The sequence below is a fragment of the Variovorax defluvii genome (genome assembly GCF_039541515.1).
In the GTDB taxonomy this organism is placed as follows: Bacteria; Pseudomonadota; Gammaproteobacteria; order Burkholderiales; family Burkholderiaceae_C; genus Variovorax; species Variovorax defluvii.
The window spans coordinates 96,058-113,583 of the sequence record NZ_BAABGJ010000004.1 but is presented as its reverse complement, the minus strand read 5'-3'; the positions used below and the strand labels follow the sequence as shown (position 1 = coordinate 113,583).

Sequence of the window (17,526 nt, the reverse complement as noted above, 5' to 3'; positions counted from 1 at the left end):
AGCTGATCAACCCCATCGCCATGGAAGAAGGTCTGCGCTTCGCCATCCGTGAAGGTGGCCGCACCGTGGGCTCGGGCGTCGTGGCGAAGATCCTGGACGTCTAAAGCGATCCACAGGGGTATAGCTCAATTGGCAGAGCGTCGGTCTCCAAAACCGAAGGTTGTAGGTTCGATTCCTACTGCCCCTGCCACCTGAAGGTGGCCCCAAAAAAGCCCGTCATGCCCTGACGGGCTTCGGCGTCTAGGAAGGCGCCGTGAATTTAAGAGGCCGCAAGGCTGGATGAATATTTGCCGAAGATGGCCACTACTCAAATCGAAACCGTGAGCACGGGTGCCGACAAGGCCAAGATGGCTGTGGCCATCGTGCTGGCGGTGGGCGCTATCGTGGCGTTCTATCTGCTCGCGCGCCAGGGCGCGCTCGTGCAGTGGGCTGTCTTGCTCGTGGGATTGGCTGCGGCGGTCGGTGCGTTCGCGAGTTCCGAGAACGGTCGCCAGTTGTGGGCCTTCGGTCGCGATTCTTGGCGCGAGGTCAAGAAGGTGGTGTGGCCGACGCGCAAGGAGGCGATCCAGATGACGGCCTATGTGTTCGCCTTCGTCGTCGTCATGTCCATCTTCCTTTGGCTCACCGACAAGACGCTCGAATGGGTGTTCTTCGATCTCATCCTGGGCTGGAGAAAATAATGACTGACGACGCTGTCGAGTTGAAGCCTGAAGATGGCGCTGTGCTGGCGCCGCCCGCCAACCCGGACTTCCGCTGGTACGTGGTTCATGCCTATTCGGGCATGGAAAAGGCGGTGGAGCGCAACATCACCGAGCGCATCAACCGTGCGGGGATGCAAAGCAAGTTCGGTCGCATCCTTGTGCCGACGGAAGAGGTGGTCGAGGTCCGCAATGGCCAGAAGCGCACCACCGAGCGCCGCTTCTTTCCGGGGTATGTCCTGGTCGAGATGATCATGGAGGACGACACCTGGCACCTGGTGAAGCACACCAACAAGGTGACGGGTTTTGTCGGCGGCGCGAAGAACCGCCCGGCCCCTATCTCGCAGAAGGAAGTCGAGGACATCGTCAGCCAGATGCAGCAGGGTACCGAGAAGCCGCGCCACAAGGTCGAGTTCACCGTGGGCGAATTCGTGCGCGTCAAGGAAGGCCCGTTCACCGACTTCAATGGTTCGGTCGAGGAAGTCAACTACGAGAAGAGCAAGGTGCGTGTCTCGGTCATGATCTTTGGCCGCGCGACGCCCGTAGAGCTGGAATTCGGCCAGGTCGAGAAGACCTGAGGATCTTTTGAGGGCCCGGCGCTTCCCGACTCGGCGCCGGATCGTGTTTCGAGAGTCGTCAACCCCGGGGAGCTGCGGCTGAGCAGGCCAAGGCGTTATCACCCGCAAGGAGAAAAGCATGGCGAAGAAAATCGTCGGCTTCATCAAGCTGCAAGTCCCAGCTGGTAAAGCCAATCCGTCGCCGCCCATCGGCCCCGCACTGGGCCAGCGCGGTCTGAACATCATGGAGTTCTGCAAGGCGTTCAACGCGCAGACCCAGGGCGTCGAGCCCGGGCTGCCGCTGCCGGTGGTAATCACCGCTTTCGCCGACAAGAGCTTCACTTTCATCATCAAGACGCCGCCGGCGATCACGCTGATCAAGAAGGCCATCAAGCTCGAGAAGGGTTCCGCTCGCCCGCACACCGACAAGGTCGGCAAGATCACGCGCGCCCAGCTCGAAGAGATCGCAAAGACCAAGATGAAGGACCTGACGGCCGCCGACCTGGATGCCGCGGTTCGCACCATCGCCGGCTCGGCCCGCTCGATGGGCGTGAATGTGGAGGGCGTGTAAATGGCCAAGATCACGAAGAAGCAGAAGGCGCTGGCCGGCAAGGTCGACAGCACCAAGCTGTACCCGCTCGCCGAAGCCATCGGCATCATCAAGGAAGCCGCCACCGCGAAGTTCGATGAGTCGATCGACGTGGCCGTCCAACTCGGCATCGACGCGAAAAAGTCGGACCAGGTCGTTCGTGGCGCGGTCGTGATGCCCAACGGCACCGGCAAGACCAAGCGCGTGGCCGTGTTCGCCCAAGGCGCCAAGGCCGAGGAGGCCAAGGCTGCCGGCGCCGACATCGTCGGCATGGACGACCTCGCCGCTCAGGTGAAAGCCGGCGACATGCCCTTCGACGTGGTGATCGCCGCGCCGGACGCGATGCGCGTGGTGGGTGCGTTGGGTCAGATCCTCGGCCCGCGCGGCCTGATGCCCAATCCCAAGGTCGGCACCGTGACACCCGACGTCGCCACCGCGGTGAAGAACGCAAAGGCCGGCCAGGTGCAGTTTCGAGTCGACAAGGCAGGGATCATCCACGGCACCATCGGCCGCCGTTCCTTCGACACCGAGAAGCTGCAAGGCAATCTTTCGGCGCTGATCGAGGCGCTGGTCAAAGCCAAGCCGGCTTCGAGCAAGGGTGTGTACCTGCGCAAGGTGGCCGTCTCGTCGACGATGGGCGTGGGTGTCCGCGTGGACATGCAGACCATCTCGACCCAGGGCTGAAGAAGTTGAAGAGGGGCCTTGCCGCGGCAGGGTTCCGATGAGATTGCCCCGCCGCCGTTCAAGGCGTCAGGGCGATGTGGTGGGTCGGCAAGGCGCCCAAGCGCCGAGCCGGGCCATCCAAGACCGCTGGTGTGCAGGAGGGCCTGCACTTAATTGCCTCCTCCATCGCGAGGCCACCAGCGCAGATGGCGATCCCGCTGCAAGGAATTCGTTTCCGAAACAGTTGGTCGCTGCATGAAGCGCATCCCGAGGGCCGACCGACGGGTGCATTGAAAAGGAGTAGACCTTGAGTCTGAATCGCAGTGAGAAAGAAGCGGTCATCAGTGACGTGACCAGCCTCGCCGCAAAAGCTCAAACGCTCGTGATGGCGGAATACCGTGGCATCACGGTCGCCGACATGACCCGTCTGCGCAACGACGCACGCAGCAAGGGTGTGACCCTGAGTGTTCTCAAGAACACTTTGGCACGCCGTGCTGTTGCCGGCAGCGCATTCGAAGTTGTCGGTGACCAGATGACCGGTCCGCTGATCTATGGCTTCTCCGAGGACGCTGTGGCCGCCGCGAAGGTGGTGGCCGATTTCGCGAAGACCAACGACAAGCTGGTCATTCGCGGCGGCGCCTTCGGTGGCAAGGCCCTGGACGTCGAAGGCGTGAAGCAGCTGGCCAGCATCCCCTCGAAGGAAGTGCTGTTGGCCCAGTTGCTGGGCTTGATGCAGTCCCCGATCTCGCGCACGGCCCGTGTCCTGGCCGCGCTTGCCGAGAAGCGCGGTGGCGGCGAAGCGCCGGCAGAGGCTGCGGCCGAAGCCCCGGCGGCAGCCTGAGCTTGCTTTTGAAAAATTCAACCCAATTGTTAGGAAACCAAAATGGCATTCGATAAAGACGCATTTCTGACCGCCCTCGACAGCATGACGGTGCTCGAGCTCAACGACCTGGTGAAGGCCATCGAAGAGAAGTTCGGCGTGAGCGCCGCGGCCATGGCCGCCCCGGCCGCCGGTGGTGGCGGTGCCGCTGCTGCGGCCGTCGAGGAAAAGACCGAGTTCAACGTCGTCCTGACCGACGCTGGTGCGAACAAGGTCGCCGCGATCAAGGCTGTGCGCGAAATCACCGGCCTGGGCCTGAAGGAAGCCAAGGACCTGGTGGAAGCCGCTCCCAAGGCCGTGAAGGAAGGCGTGGCCAAGGCCGACGCGGAGGCCATGCTGAAGAAGCTGGTCGACGCTGGCGCGAAGGCGGAATTGAAGTAATTCGGTTCTTCCGAAGGGCTGGAGTGTGCCGGAAGGCCCTCCAGCCTTTGCCGCTTTCAGAGCGCACTCAAAAACCGCTGCTTCCCGGCCGTTTTTGAGTGTCTTCTGACCCCGACTGCAGAAGATCCCTTGGTTCGGGCGATGTGCAATGCATCGCCGTCCGCCAACGGCTGGTAGTGGCCAGCCGCCAAGCAGGGGCGCGAAAGCGCTGCTGACAAGTCGCTGAAGATCTCAAAGCCCGGAGCTCTCATGGCCCAAACGTCCACGTACAGTTATACCGAACGCAAGCGCATCCGAAAGAATTTCGGCAACCGCGCCAGCGTCGTCGAAATTCCCTACCTGCTGCAGATGCAGAAGGACGCCTACACCGCGTTCCTGCAGGCAGGCGTCCCGCCTCAGAAACGCACCGTGGAAGGCCTCCAAGCCGCTTTCGACGCCGCCTTCCCGATCGTGTCGCACAACGGCTTCGTGGAAATGAAGTTCCTCGAGTACAACCTGGCGAAGCCGGCCTTCGATGTGCGCGAGTGCCAGACCCGTGGTCTGACGTTCGCCTCGGCGGTGCGTGCCAAGGTTCAGCTGATCATCTACGACCGCGAGTCCTCGACGCCGCAGTCCAAGGTGGTGAAGGAAGTGAAGGAGCAGGAGGTCTACATGGGCGAAGTGCCGCTCATGACCGACAAGGGTTCCTTCATCATCAACGGCACGGAGCGCGTGATCGTCTCGCAGCTGCACCGCTCGCCGGGCGTGTTCTTCGAGCATGACAAGGGCAAGACGCACAGCTCGGGCAAGCTGTTGTTCTCGGCCCGCGTGATCCCCTACCGCGGCTCCTGGCTGGACTTCGAGTTCGACCCGAAGGACATGCTGTACTTCCGCGTCGACCGTCGCCGCAAGATGCCGGTGACGATCCTGCTGAAGGCCATCGGCCTGAACCCGGAATCGATCCTCGCCAACTTCTTCGTCAACGACAACTTCCGCCTGATGGACAGCGGCGCGCAGATGGAGTTCGTCGCCGAGCGCCTGCGCGGCGAGGTCGCGCGCTTCGACATCACCGACAAGTCGGGCAAGGTGGTGGTCGCGAAGGACAAGCGCGTCACCGCGCGGCACACGCGAGAGCTGGAACAGTCGGAAACCACGCACATCAGCGTGCCGGAAGACTTCCTGGTCGGCCGCGTGCTGGCCCGCAACATCGTGGACGCCGACTCCGGCGAGATCCTGGCAAAGGCCAATGACGAACTGACCGAGTCGCTGCTGAAGAAGCTGCGCGCCGCCGGCGTGCAGGAAATCCAGTGCATCTACACCAACGAGCTCGACCAAGGCGCGTACATCTCCCAGACCCTGCGCATCGACGAAACCGCCGATGAGTTCGCAGCGCGCGTGGCCATCTACCGCATGATGCGCCCCGGCGAGCCGCCGACGGAAGACGCCGTGCAGGCCCTGTTCCAGCGTCTGTTCTACAACCCGGACACCTACGACCTGTCGCGCGTGGGCCGGATGAAGTTCAATGCCAAGGTCGGACGCGACGAGTCGACCGGCCCGATGGTCCTGACCAACGAAGACATCCTGGCGGTCGTGAAGATCCTGGTCGACCTGCGCAACGGCCGCGGCGAAGTGGACGACATCGACCACCTCGGCAACCGCCGCGTGCGCTGCGTTGGCGAACTGGCCGAGAACCAGTACCGCACCGGTCTCGCCCGCATCGAGAAGGCCGTCAAGGAACGCCTGGGCCAGGCCGAGCAAGAGCCGCTCATGCCGCACGACTTGATCAACAGCAAGCCGATCTCGGCCGCGCTGAAGGAATTCTTCGGCGCGTCGCAGCTGTCTCAGTTCATGGACCAGACGAACCCGCTGTCCGAGATCACGCACAAGCGCCGCGTCTCGGCCCTGGGCCCGGGCGGTCTGACCCGCGAGCGTGCCGGCTTCGAAGTGCGCGACGTGCACGTCACGCACTACGGCCGTGTGTGCCCGATCGAAACGCCTGAAGGTCCGAACATCGGCCTGATCAACTCGCTGGCCCTGTACGCCCGCCTGAACGAATACGGCTTCATCGAGACGCCGTACCGTCGCGTGGTGGACGGCAAGGTCACGAACGAGATCGACTACCTGTCGGCCATCGAGGAAGGCAAGTACGTGATCGCGCAGGCCAACGCCGCGCTCGACAAGGACGGCCGCCTCACCGGCGACCTGGTGTCGGCGCGCGAGACTGGCGAGTCGATCCTGGTGTCCGCCGAGCGCGTGCAGTACATGGACGTGTCCCCGGCGCAGATCGTTTCGGTGGCCGCCTCGTTGGTGCCTTTCCTGGAGCACGACGATGCGAACCGCGCACTGATGGGCGCCAACATGCAGCGCCAGGCGGTGCCGGTGCTGCGTCCCGAGAAGGCTTTCGTCGGCACGGGCATCGAGCGCGTTTCCGCGGTCGACTCCGGCACGGTCGTCACGGCCAGCCGTGGCGGTGTGGTCGACTATGTCGACGCCACCCGCATCGTGGTGCGCGTGAACGATGCCGAAGCCGCAGCGGGCGAAGTCGGCGTCGACATCTACAACCTGATCAAGTACCAGCGTTCGAACCAGAACACGAACATCCACCAGCGTCCGATCGTCAAGCGCGGCGACAAGATCGCCAAGGGCGACGTGATCGCCGACGGCGCCTCGACCGACCTGGGCGAGCTCGCGCTCGGCCAGAACATGCTGGTCGCGTTCATGCCCTGGAACGGCTACAACTTCGAAGACTCGATCCTGATCAGCGAGCGCGTGGTCGCCGAAGACCGCTACACCTCGATCCATATCGAGGAACTGGTGGTGATGGCCCGCGACACCAAGCTGGGCGCGGAAGAAATCACCCGCGACATCCCGAACCTGGCCGAGCAGCAGCTCAACCGCCTGGACGAATCCGGGATCATCTACGTCGGTGCCGAAGTGCAGCCCGGCGACACGCTGGTGGGCAAGGTCACGCCGAAGGGCGAGACCACGCTGACGCCGGAAGAGAAGCTGCTGCGCGCCATCTTCGGCGAGAAGGCTTCGGACGTGAAGGACACCTCGCTGCGCGTCGACCAGGGCTCGCAAGGCACGGTGATCGACGTCCAGGTGTTCACCCGCGAAGGCATCCAGCGCGACAAGCGTGCCCAGCAGATCATCGACGACGAGCTCAAGCGCTTCCGTCTCGACCTGAACGACCAGCTGCGCATCGTCGAGGCCGACGCCTTCGACCGGATCGAGAAGCTCCTGACCGGCAAGGTCGCCAACGGTGGCCCGAACAAGCTCGCCAAGGGCAGCAAGCTCGACAAGGCCTACCTGTCGTCGATCGAGAAGTTCCATTGGTTCGACATCCGCCCCGCGGAAGAAGACGTGGCCTCGCAACTCGAGTCGATCAAGAACTCGCTGGAGCAGACCCGCCACAGCTTCGATCTCGCCTTCGAGGAAAAGCGCAAGAAGCTCACGCAGGGCGACGAGCTGCCCGCGGGCGTGCTGAAGATGGTCAAGGTCTACCTGGCCGTCAAGCGCCGCCTGCAACCCGGCGACAAGATGGCTGGCCGCCACGGCAACAAGGGTGTGGTCTCCAAGATCGTTCCGGTCGAGGACATGCCCCACATGGCGGACGGCACGCCGTGCGACATCTGCCTGAACCCGCTGGGCGTGCCCTCGCGGATGAACGTCGGGCAGGTGCTCGAGGTGCACCTGGGCTGGGCCGGCAAGGGCGTGGGCCAGCGCATCGGGGACCTGCTGCAACAGGAGGCCAAGGTGGCAGAGCTGCGCCAGTTCATGGACCAGCTCTACAACGGCTCGGGCCGCAAGGAAGACCTGGCGAAGCTCAGCGACGCCGAGGTGCTCGAAATGGCGGGCAACCTGGCCTCGGGCGTGCCCTTCGCCACGCCGGTGTTCGACGGCGCCTCCGAAGAGGAGATCCGCGGCATGCTGCAGCTGGCCTATCCGGACGAGATCGCCAAGGCCAAGGGCCTGACGGCGTCGCGCACCCAGGCCTACCTCTACGACGGTCGTACGGGCGACCAGTTCGAGCGTCCGGTCACGGTCGGCTACATGCACGTGCTCAAGCTGCACCACCTGGTGGACGACAAGATGCACGCCCGCTCGACCGGTCCGTACAGCCTGGTCACGCAACAGCCGCTGGGCGGCAAGGCGCAGTTCGGCGGCCAGCGTTTCGGGGAAATGGAAGTGTGGGCGCTCGAGGCCTACGGCGCTTCCTACGTCCTGCAGGAAATGCTGACCGTGAAGTCCGACGACGTGCAAGGCCGTACCAAGGTCTACGAAAGCATCGTCAAGGGCGAGCACTCGATCGAAGCCGGCATGCCGGAATCGTTCAACGTGCTGGTGAAGGAAATCCGGTCGTTGGGGCTCGACATCGAGCTCGAGCGTTCGTAGGCCGATGGCTTTGCGGGACAGACCAAGAAATTGCGCAGCAATTTTTGCTCCGTCCCCAACTGATTAAAGGAAAGAGTCACATGAAATCGCTACTCGACCTGTTCAAGCAATTCACGCCGGACGAGCATTTCGATGCCATCCGCATCGGCATGGCTTCGCCCGAGAAGATCCGCTCGTGGTCATTCGGCGAGGTGAAGAAGCCCGAGACCATCAACTACCGGACCTTCAAGCCCGAGCGGGACGGCCTGTTCTGCGCCAAGATCTTCGGCCCGATCAAGGATTACGAGTGCCTGTGCGGCAAGTACAAGCGTCTGAAGCACCGCGGCGTGATCTGCGAGAAGTGCGGCGTTGAAGTCACGCAGACCAAGGTGCGCCGCGAGCGCATGGGCCACATCGACCTGGCCGCGCCCTGCGCGCACATCTGGTTCCTGAAGTCGCTGCCGTCGCGCCTGGGCCTCGTGCTCGACATGACGCTGCGCGACATCGAGCGCGTGCTCTACTTCGAAGCCTACGTGATCACAGATCCGGGCATGACCCCGCTGAAGAAGTTCGGCATCATGTCCGAGGACGACTACGATGCGAAGCGCAAGGAATACGGTGACGAGTTCGTCGCCAAGATGGGCGCCGAGGGCATCAAGGACCTGCTGATGGGCATCGAACTCGACAGCGAGATCGAGAAGCTGCGTGGCGACCTGACGGGCTCCGAAGTCAAGGTCAAGAAGAACTCCAAGCGCCTCAAGGTGCTCGAAGCTTTCCGCAAGTCGGGCATCAAGCCCGAGTGGATGGTGCTGGACGTGCTGCCCGTGCTGCCGCCGGACCTGCGTCCGCTGGTGCCGCTGGACGGCGGCCGCTTCGCGACCTCCGACCTCAACGACCTGTATCGCCGCGTCATCAACCGCAACAGCCGCCTGCGCCGCCTGCTCGAGCTGAAGGCGCCGGAAATCATCGCGCGCAACGAGAAGCGCATGCTGCAGGAAGCCGTCGACTCGCTGCTCGACAACGGCCGCCGCGGCAAGGCCATGACGGGCGCGAACAAGCGCGCCCTCAAGTCGCTGGCCGACATGATCAAGGGCAAGAGCGGCCGCTTCCGCCAGAACCTGCTGGGCAAGCGCGTCGACTACTCGGGCCGTTCGGTCATCGTGGTGGGCCCGACGCTCAAGCTGCACCAGTGCGGCCTGCCGAAGCTGATGGCGCTCGAATTGTTCAAGCCCTTCATCTTCTCGCGCCTGGAAGCCATGGGCATCGCGACCACCATCAAGGCCGCCAAGAAGGAAGTCGAATCCGGCACGCCGGTGGTGTGGGACATCCTGGAAGAGGTGATCAAGGAGCACCCGGTGATGCTGAACCGCGCACCGACACTGCACCGCCTCGGCATCCAGGCTTTCGAGCCCATCCTGATCGAAGGCAAGGCGATCCAGTTGCACCCGCTGGTCTGCGCGGCCTTCAACGCCGACTTCGACGGCGACCAGATGGCCGTGCACGTGCCGCTGTCCGTGGAAGCGCAGATGGAAGCCCGCACGCTGATGCTGGCCTCCAACAACGTGCTGTTCCCGGCGAGCGGCGAGCCCTCCATCGTGCCGTCGCAGGACGTGGTGCTGGGCCTGTACTACACGACGCGCGAGCGCATCAACGGCAAGGGCGAGGGCCTGGTCTTCTCCGACATCGGCGAAGTGCAGCGCGCGCTCGACGCCGGCGTGGTCGAGCTCACCGCCAAGGTGAGCGTGCGCATCACCGAATACACCAAGGACAAGGAGAAGGGCGAATTCGTCGCCAGCACCTCGCTGGTCGACACCACGGTCGGCCGCGCGCTGCTGTCGGAGATCCTGCCCAAGGGCCTGCCCTTCGCGAACATCAACAAGGCGCTGAAGAAGAAGGAAATCTCTCGCCTGATCAACGCCTCCTTCCGCAAGTGCGGCCTGAAGGAGACCGTGGTTTTCGCCGACAAGTTGCTGCAGAACGGCTTCCGTCTGGCGACCAAGGCCGGCATCTCGATCGCCATCGACGACATGCTGGTGCCGTCCGAGAAGCACGGGATCATCGACCGCTCGGCCAAGGAAGTGAAGGAGATCGAGCAGCAGTACGTCTCCGGCCTGGTCACGGCCGGCGAGCGCTACAACAAGGTGGTCGACATCTGGGGCAAGGCCGGGGACGAGGTGTCGAAGGTCATGATGGCCAAGCTGTCGAAGGAAAAGGTCACCGACCGCAACGGCAAGGAAGTGGAGCAGGAGTCCTTCAACTCCATCTACATGATGGCCGACTCGGGCGCCCGCGGTTCTGCAGCACAGATCCGCCAGGTGGCCGGCATGCGGGGCCTGATGGCCAAGCCGGACGGCTCGATCATCGAGACGCCGATCACCGCGAACTTCCGCGAAGGTCTGAACGTGCTGGAGTACTTCATCTCCACCCACGGTGCCCGCAAGGGCCTGGCCGACACCGCGCTGAAGACCGCGAACTCCGGCTACCTGACGCGCCGCCTGGTCGACGTGACGCAGGACCTGGTCGTGATCGAGCAGGACTGCGGCACGGCGGACGGCACGGTCATGCGCGCCATCGTCGAGGGCGGTGAAGTCATCGAGTCGCTGCGCGAACGTATCCTGGGCCGCACCGCGGCCGAGGACGTGCTGCACCCCGAGACGCGCGCCGTGCTGGCCAAGGCCGGCGACATGCTGGACGAAGACACGATCGAGGCTTTGGAGGCCGAGGGCGTGGACGAGGTCAAGGTACGCACAGCGCTCACCTGCGCGACCCGCTTCGGCCTGTGCGCGAAGTGCTATGGCCGCGACCTGGGCCGCGGCGGCCTGGTCAACAACGGCGAGGCGGTCGGCGTGATCGCAGCGCAGTCGATCGGCGAGCCGGGCACGCAGCTGACGATGCGGACCTTCCACATCGGCGGCGCGGCATCGCGCGCGGCGGTGGCGTCGAGCGTCGAAGCCAAGTCCAATGGCCTGATCGGCTTCAACGCCACGATGCGCTACGTGACCAACAGCAAGAACGAGCTGGTGGTGATCGCGCGTTCGGGCGAGATCGTCATCCACGACGAGCATGGCCGTGAGCGCGAGCGCCACAAGGTGCCTTACGGTGCGACGCTGACGGTCAAGGCCGACCAGCAGGTCAAGGCCGGCCACGTGCTGGCCAACTGGGACCCGCTGACGCGCCCGATCATCACGGAGTTCGCCGGCAAGACCAAGTTCGAGAACGTCGAGGAAGGCCTCACGGTCGCCAAGCAGGTCGACGAAGTCACCGGTCTGTCCACCTTGGTGGTCATCGATCCGAAGCGCCGCGGCGCAGCCAAGGTCGTGCGTCCGCAGGTGAAGCTGATCGACGTCGCCGGCAACGAGGTCAAGATCCCCGGCACCGACCACTCGGTGACGATCGGCTTCCCGGTCGGCGCCCTGGTGCAGGTGCGCGACGGGCAGGACGTGGGCCCCGGCGAGGTGCTGGCGCGCATTCCGGTCGAAGGCCAGAAGACCCGCGACATCACCGGCGGTCTGCCGCGCGTGGCCGAACTGTTCGAAGCCCGTTCGCCCAAGGACAAGGGCATGCTGGCCGAGATGACCGGCACGGTCTCCTTCGGCAAGGAAACCAAGGGCAAGGTGCGGCTGCAGATTACCGACCCGGACGGCAAGGTCTGGGAAGAGCTGGTGCCCAAGGAGAAGAACATTCTGGTGCACGAGGGCCAGGTGGTGAACAAGGGCGAGTCGATCGTCGACGGCCCGGCCGATCCGCAGGACATCCTGCGCTTGCTGGGTTCCGAGGAACTGGCGCGCTACATCGTGGACGAGGTGCAGGACGTGTACCGCCTCCAGGGCGTGAAGATCAACGACAAGCACATCGAGGTGATCGTTCGCCAGATGCTGCGCCGCGTCGTGGTCGAGAACCCGGGCGACACGAACTACATCGCCGGCGAGCAGGTCGAGCGAAGCGAGATCCTCAACACCAACGACGCCCTGCGCGCCGAGGACAAGCTGCCCGCGACCTACACCAACCTGCTGCTGGGTATCACGAAGGCGTCGCTCTCGACCGACAGCTTCATCAGCGCCGCGTCCTTCCAGGAGACGACGCGCGTGCTGACCGAGGCCGCGATCATGGGCAAGCGCGACGAGCTGCGTGGCCTGAAGGAGAACGTCATCGTCGGCCGCCTGATTCCCGCGGGCACCGGCATGGCGTACCACCAGGCACGCAAGGCCAAGGAGGCGATGGACGAGGCCGAGCGCCGCGCGATCGCCGAGGCGGAAGCCGCCGAGCTCGCCGGCAGCACTGCTTCCAGCGTCACCGAGGATGCGAACACGGCCGATGCCAACGAAGGCGCCGCGACCGAATAACCGGCTAGCATCGCCGGCATGACCGGTTCGACACGCCCCCTTTCCGCCCGCGGATCGGGGGCTTTTTTCTGCACCCTGCGATGAACTTCGTTCCCGATTCGTGGCCCTGGTGGATCGCGGGCGCGGTGGCGCTGTTCTGGTTCGTCGGCGCCTACAACCGCATCGTGCGGCTGCGCTCCGGCGCATTGCAGGCCTGGGCGGCCCTCGATGCGGCGCTGGTGCGGCAGCTCGACTTCGTGCAGGCGCGGCTCGCCGAGGCCCCGGCGGCGCAGCCGGCCGGCCATGCCGACGGGCAGCCGGACGCCTCGCTGCAGGCATCCGCCAGTCAACTGGTCACGCTGCTGGCCGCCGCGCGCGTCAAGCCGCTCGATCCGTCCCGCATTGCGGCACTGGGCACCGCGCTCCACGTGATGCTGATGGCGTGGCAGCGTCTTTATCCCGATGACGTGGTCAGTTTCGATGCCGATGGCACGCTCTCCCGGCCGGCGCCGCTCGGTGGGCGGGAGGAACTCGCCGCCGGCGGCGCTGCGCCCATGGCCTGGCCGGAGCCGTCTGCTGCTGCCGAGATCGCGCGCAACCAGTTCAACCTGGCGGTGGATCAGTACAACGGGGCGGTCGGCCAGTTCCCGGCGCTCCTGGTGGCGTGGATCATGCAGTTGCGACCGGCAGCGCCACTGCGCTGACATCGCTCTTCTTCAAACACTGACGACAAGTTGGCAGACCCTTCCGACATCCACGACGACCCCGGGCACTTCGCCCCGCCCCTGTGGCGGCAGTTGCAGCTCACGGCGGTCGCATTGGCCGCCATCCGTGGCGGCGTGTCCGGCACCGCGGCCTTCGAAGCCGTTGCGCCGGATCAGCGGCCCGGCGTGCAGTCGCTCGGTTTCCAGGTCCTGCGCTGGCTCGGCCGCGCCGAGGCCCTGCGACGGCACCTGGCCAAGCGCACCCCGCCGCCGGCCGCCGACGCCCTGCTGTGCACCGCCCTGGCGCTGGCCTGGGACCCTCAACGGGCGCCCTACGAGCCCTTCACCCTGGTCGACCAGGCGGTCGAGGCGGCCAAGCGCAATCCCGGCACCCGGGCCCAGGCGAGTTTCGTCAACGCCTGCCTGCGGCGCTTCCTGCGCGAGCGCGACGAACTGGTCGCTGCGACCGAACGCGAGCCGGTCGCGCAATGGAACCACCCACGCTGGTGGATCGAACGCCTCAAGCGCGACCACCCGCGGGACTGGCAACGCGTCCTGGCCGCCGACAACACGCAGGCACCGATGACGCTTCGGGTGAATCCCGCCTGGGGCGAGCGCCCGGCCTACCAGGCGGCGCTGGCGGCCGAGGGAACGCCGTCCGTGCCGGTCGCGGCGAGCGGGCTGCAGTTGCTGCGCGCCCGACCGGTGCAGGCGCTGCCGGGCTTTGCCGAGGGCGCCTGCTCGGTCCAAGATGCGGCAGCCCAGCTGGCGGCGCCACTTCTGCTCGAGGGCCTGCTCGGCGCTGCGTCGGGTGGGGCGCCCCTGCGCGTGCTCGATGCCTGCGCAGCGCCGGGCGGCAAGACCGCCCATCTGCTGGAGCTGGCCGGCCCCGGCGCGATCGAGCTGACCGCCCTCGAAGTAGACGCGGCGCGCAGCCTTCGCATCGAGCAGACCCTGGCCCGGCTCGGCCTCTCCGCCCGGGTTGTCGTCGGGGACGCCGTCCGGCCCCCGGCCTGGTGGGACGGCCGGCCCTTCGATGCCATCCTGCTCGATGCACCCTGTACCGCTTCGGGCATCGTGCGCCGGCATCCTGACGTCCGCTGGCTGCGGCGGGAGAGCGACATCCAGCAACTCGCGCTCCAGCAGGCCATGCTGCTGGCCGCCCTCTGGCCCCTGGTCCGGCCGGGCGGGCGCCTGCTTTATTGCACCTGTTCGGTCTTTCGCGAAGAGGGCGCGCACCAGATCGATGCGTTCCTTGCGCACAACACCGATGCCGCTTTGCTCCCTTCGCCGGGGCATTTGCTGCCGCAAAGCGGAAGGATTGCCCATGGCGTCCAGGACAATGCCCTCGGTGATCACGACGGTTTTTTCTACGCCCTCCTGGAAAAGCAGCCGCCCCATTGAAGCGCGCAGCGCCGGCCGGCTGGCGGTCCTGCTCGTGCTGGGGTGGGTCCTGGCCTGGTGGCCCGCCGTGGCGCCCGCGCAGTCCAAGGGGGCATCGGTCAGCCAGATGCGACTGGAGCTGGCGGACGACGGCGTCTACCTCAACGCGCAGGTGCAGTTCGAACTGCCGAACCTGGTCGAGGAAGTGCTGGACAAGGGCATCGCCATCTATTTCGTGGCCGAGGCCGAGCTGTTCCGCGAGCGCTGGTACTGGACCGACCTGCGCATCGCACAGGCGACGCGCCACATGCGCCTGGCCTACCAGCCGCTCTCCCGGCGCTGGCGCCTCAACGTCTCGCCGATGCCCATCACCAATTCCGGCTTCGGCGTGTCGCTGAACCAGAACTTCGATACTCTTGCGGAAGCGCTCGAGGGCGTGCGACGCGTGGCCCGACTGCGGCTGGGCGACATCTCCGAGATCGGCGACGAGGGCCTTCATCCCGTGACCTTCCGCTTCCGCCTCGACACCTCGCAACTGCCGCGGCCCTTCCAGATCGGTGTGGTGGGTCAGGCCGACTGGAACATCTCCGTCGAGCGCAGTGCACGCCTGCCGCTGGAGAAGATGAAGTGAGCAAGGACCCTCTCACCGGTCAGGCCGCGGCCAAGGCCGCGAGCCGCGCGAGGGCGCGGCGCTGGGCGATCGGCGTGAGCGCCTTCCTGGTCACCGCCGTCGGCCTGGTGCTGATGTTCCTGCTTGCCCAGTCCACCAACAACCGGGTCCTCTACGAGCGCAATTACGCACGCCTCTTCGGCATCAACGTGGTCGTGGCGGTGGTGCTGGTACTGGTGATCGGCTGGATCGCCTTCCGGCTGCTGCGGCGGCTGCGCCAGGGCAAGTTCGGCAGCCGCCTGCTGATCAAGCTGGCCGCCATCTTCGCGTTGGTGGGTGTGGTCCCGGGCATGCTGGTGTACGTGGTGTCCTATCAGTTCGTGGCGCGTTCGATCGAGAGCTGGTTCGACGTCAAGGTGGAGGGCGCGCTCGATGCTGGCCTGAACCTCGGCCGAGCCACGCTGGACTCCCTGTCCGACGACCTGGTCAGCAAGGTGCGCGGCGCGAGCAGCCAGCTCGCCGATGTGCCGGATGCCAGCGCGGGCCTGGTGCTCGAGCGCATCCGCGATCAGCTGGGCGCGACCGACGTGGTCCTGTGGAACGGCGCCGGCCAGTTGATCGCCGGCGCGGGCGCGTCGCGCTTCCGCCTCGATCCCGAGCGGCCCACGTCGCAGCAGCTGCGCCAGGCGCGGACCGATCGCGTCATCTCGCACATCGAGGGCCTGGACGAAAGCCCGGGCCCCGGCGCCACGCTGCCGCCGCCGGCCAGCGTGCGGGCGCTCGCGCTGGTGCAGCGCCCGGGCTTCGACTTCAACACCGAACCGCGCTTCCTCCAGGTGACGCAGCCCCTGCCGCCAGCGGTGGTCGCCAATGCGCTGGCAGTGCAGGAGGCCAACCGCGAATACCAGGAGAGAGCGCTCGCGCGCGAGGGCCTGCGCCGGATGTACATCGGGACGCTGACGCTGACGCTCTTCCTCGCCGTCTTCGGCGCCGTGTTGCTGGCCGTGCTGTTCGGCACCCAGCTCGCTCGGCCGCTTCTGGTGCTGGCCGATGGCGTGCGCCAGGTGGCCGGCGGCGACCTGCGGCCCACCGCGGTGGTCCAAGGCAAGGACGAACTCGGTGGCCTTACGCGCTCCTTCGCCGTGATGACGCAGCAGCTTGCCGAGGCGCGGGCAGCCGTCGAGAAAACCCTGGGCGAGCTCGACGCGGCGCGGGCCAACCTCCAGACCATCCTGGACAACCTCACCTCGGGCGTGATCGTGCTGGACGCCCGCGGCGTCGTCCTGTCCACCAATCCGGGTGCCACCCGCGTGCTGCGCGCGCCGCTCGCCGCCTACGAAGGCCGGCCCCTGGTCGACGTGCCCGGCCTGGCCGAGTTCGGACAGGCGGTGCAGCAGCAGTTCGACGACTTCGAGGTCGAGCACCTGCAACATGGCCTGGACCACTGGCAGCGCGCCTTCGAGCTGCACGCGGCCGGCGAGGGGTTGTCGCAGGACGCGGTCAACATCGTGGCGCGCGGCGCGCAGTTGCCGGGCGAGGCGCGGCTCCTGGTGTTCGACGACATCTCCGAGATCGTCTCGGCCCAGCGTGCCCAGGCCTGGGGCGAAGTGGCGCGGCGGCTGGCGCACGAGATCAAGAACCCGCTCACGCCGATCCAGCTATCGGCCGAGCGCCTCGAGATGAAGCTCAGCGGCAAGGTCGCGCCGGCCGAAGCCGCCGTGCTGACCAAGTCGGTCAAGACCATCGTGGACCAGGTGGATGCGATGAAGCGGCTGGTCAACGAGTTCCGAGATTACGCGCGGCTGCCGGCGGCCGACCTGAAGGCGGTAGACCTCAACGCGCTGATCGCCGACGTGCTGCAGCTGTATGGCGGCGAGAACGCCCCCATCGCGCTGCACTGCGAACTCGACGAGCGCTGCCCGCCGGTGCGCGCCGATGCGCAGCAGATCCGGCAGGTCGTTCACAACCTGTTGCAGAACGCCCAGGATGCGGCCGAGGCCGCTGCGCACGGCAGCGGGCGGCGCGGCGAGGTCGTCATCCGCACGCGCCTGGCCGATTCCGGCCAGCGCGTGCGCCTCACCGTCCAGGACAACGGGCCCGGCTTTGCCGAGAACATCCTCAAGCGGGCCTTCGAACCGTACGTCACGACGAAGACCAAGGGCACCGGCCTCGGCCTTGCGGTGGTCAAGAAGATCGCCGACGAGCACGGCGCGCGGATCGAGCTGTCCAACCGCCTCGTCGACGGGGCTGTGGCTGGCGCGCAAGTCTCGTTATCATTCGCGTTGGCTGGCGGGCCACAGGGAGCGCTCGCTCACGCCAAAGATTCGACGCCGTCTGTTGCCTGATTGTTTGGATGCAGGCGGCGGACCAGCAAACGAACCCCTTT

At 65.9% G+C, this 17,526-nt stretch carries 13 protein-coding genes and 1 tRNA gene; all 14 read left to right on the top strand.

Annotated elements, in window-relative coordinates:
* Nucleotides 1-104 (top strand): EF-Tu C-terminal domain-related protein (locus ABEA07_RS03385; protein ID WP_486391985.1); only part of this gene is annotated, 104 nt, incomplete at its 5' end.
* 10 nt (nucleotides 105-114) lie between these two features.
* Nucleotides 115-190: transfer RNA gene (locus ABEA07_RS03380), tRNA-Trp, on the top strand.
* 106 nt (nucleotides 191-296) lie between these two features.
* Entirely contained in the window at nucleotides 297-680 is a 384-nt protein-coding gene (gene secE / locus ABEA07_RS03375) for a preprotein translocase subunit SecE (protein WP_345535884.1), read from the top strand.
* A complete protein-coding gene (gene nusG / locus ABEA07_RS03370; protein ID WP_345535876.1) occupies nucleotides 680-1,276 on the top strand; it encodes a transcription termination/antitermination protein NusG in 597 nt (198 codons plus the stop codon). The genes secE and nusG overlap by 1 nt, the downstream gene beginning before the upstream one ends.
* 118 nt (nucleotides 1,277-1,394) lie before the next feature.
* Entirely contained in the window at nucleotides 1,395-1,826 is a 432-nt protein-coding gene (gene rplK, locus ABEA07_RS03365) for a 50S ribosomal protein L11 (RefSeq protein WP_028252759.1), read from the top strand.
* Entirely contained in the window at nucleotides 1,827-2,528 is a 702-nt protein-coding gene (rplA, locus tag ABEA07_RS03360) for a 50S ribosomal protein L1 (protein ID WP_345535873.1), read from the top strand. It abuts the gene before it with no gap.
* 286 nt (nucleotides 2,529-2,814) lie between these two features.
* Nucleotides 2,815-3,348 carry a 50S ribosomal protein L10 gene (rplJ, locus tag ABEA07_RS03355; RefSeq protein WP_345535872.1) on the top strand — a complete coding sequence of 178 codons (534 nt, stop codon included), beginning with the start codon at nucleotides 2,815-2,817 and terminating at the stop codon, nucleotides 3,346-3,348.
* A 42-nt stretch (nucleotides 3,349-3,390) separates the two neighbouring features.
* Entirely contained in the window at nucleotides 3,391-3,768 is a 378-nt protein-coding gene (gene rplL / locus ABEA07_RS03350) for a 50S ribosomal protein L7/L12 (RefSeq protein WP_345535871.1), read from the top strand.
* Nucleotides 3,769-4,017: 249 nt separating this feature from the next.
* Nucleotides 4,018-8,142, top strand: coding sequence for a DNA-directed RNA polymerase subunit beta (gene rpoB, locus ABEA07_RS03345; RefSeq protein ID WP_345535870.1), 4,125 nt, complete (start codon nucleotides 4,018-4,020; stop codon nucleotides 8,140-8,142).
* Between the two features lie 80 nt (nucleotides 8,143-8,222).
* Nucleotides 8,223-12,464 (top strand): DNA-directed RNA polymerase subunit beta', encoded by a 4,242-nt coding sequence (gene rpoC / locus ABEA07_RS03340; RefSeq protein WP_345535868.1) that lies wholly within the window; start codon nucleotides 8,223-8,225, stop codon nucleotides 12,462-12,464.
* 80 nt (nucleotides 12,465-12,544) lie between these two features.
* Nucleotides 12,545-13,147 (top strand): LemA family protein, encoded by a 603-nt coding sequence (locus ABEA07_RS03335; RefSeq protein ID WP_345535867.1) that lies wholly within the window; start codon nucleotides 12,545-12,547, stop codon nucleotides 13,145-13,147.
* Between the two features lie 30 nt (nucleotides 13,148-13,177).
* Nucleotides 13,178-14,551 (top strand): 16S rRNA (cytosine(967)-C(5))-methyltransferase RsmB, encoded by a 1,374-nt coding sequence (rsmB, locus tag ABEA07_RS03330; protein ID WP_345535866.1) that lies wholly within the window; start codon nucleotides 13,178-13,180, stop codon nucleotides 14,549-14,551.
* Complete coding sequence (locus tag ABEA07_RS03325) at nucleotides 14,475-15,161, top strand: DUF4390 domain-containing protein (RefSeq protein WP_345535864.1); 687 nt, start codon at nucleotides 14,475-14,477, stop codon at nucleotides 15,159-15,161. The genes rsmB and ABEA07_RS03325 overlap by 77 nt, the downstream gene beginning before the upstream one ends.
* On the top strand, nucleotides 15,158-17,485 hold the full coding sequence (locus ABEA07_RS03320) for a sensor histidine kinase (protein ID WP_345535863.1): 2,328 nt from the start codon (nucleotides 15,158-15,160) through the stop codon (nucleotides 17,483-17,485). Before ABEA07_RS03325 ends, ABEA07_RS03320 begins: the two co-directional genes overlap by 4 nt.
* Nucleotides 17,486-17,526: the final 41 nt, after the last annotated feature.

What these genes read in the sequence shown, in the direction of transcription:
- rplA (WP_345535873.1), top strand. Translation starts at nt 1,827, where the DNA reads ATGGCCAAGATCACGAAGAAGCAGAAGGCGCTGGCCGGCAAGGTCGAC.
- rpoC (WP_345535868.1), top strand. Translation starts at nt 8,223, where the DNA reads ATGAAATCGCTACTCGACCTGTTCAAGCAATTCACGCCGGACGAGCAT.
- rplL (WP_345535871.1), top strand. Translation starts at nt 3,391, where the DNA reads ATGGCATTCGATAAAGACGCATTTCTGACCGCCCTCGACAGCATGACG.
- ABEA07_RS03325 (WP_345535864.1), top strand. Translation starts at nt 14,475, where the DNA reads ATGGCGTCCAGGACAATGCCCTCGGTGATCACGACGGTTTTTTCTACG.
- secE (WP_345535884.1), top strand. Translation starts at nt 297, where the DNA reads ATGGCCACTACTCAAATCGAAACCGTGAGCACGGGTGCCGACAAGGCC.
- ABEA07_RS03335 (WP_345535867.1), top strand. Translation starts at nt 12,545, where the DNA reads ATGAACTTCGTTCCCGATTCGTGGCCCTGGTGGATCGCGGGCGCGGTG.
- nusG (WP_345535876.1), top strand. Translation starts at nt 680, where the DNA reads ATGACTGACGACGCTGTCGAGTTGAAGCCTGAAGATGGCGCTGTGCTG.
- rpoB (WP_345535870.1), top strand. Translation starts at nt 4,018, where the DNA reads ATGGCCCAAACGTCCACGTACAGTTATACCGAACGCAAGCGCATCCGA.
- rplK (WP_028252759.1), top strand. Translation starts at nt 1,395, where the DNA reads ATGGCGAAGAAAATCGTCGGCTTCATCAAGCTGCAAGTCCCAGCTGGT.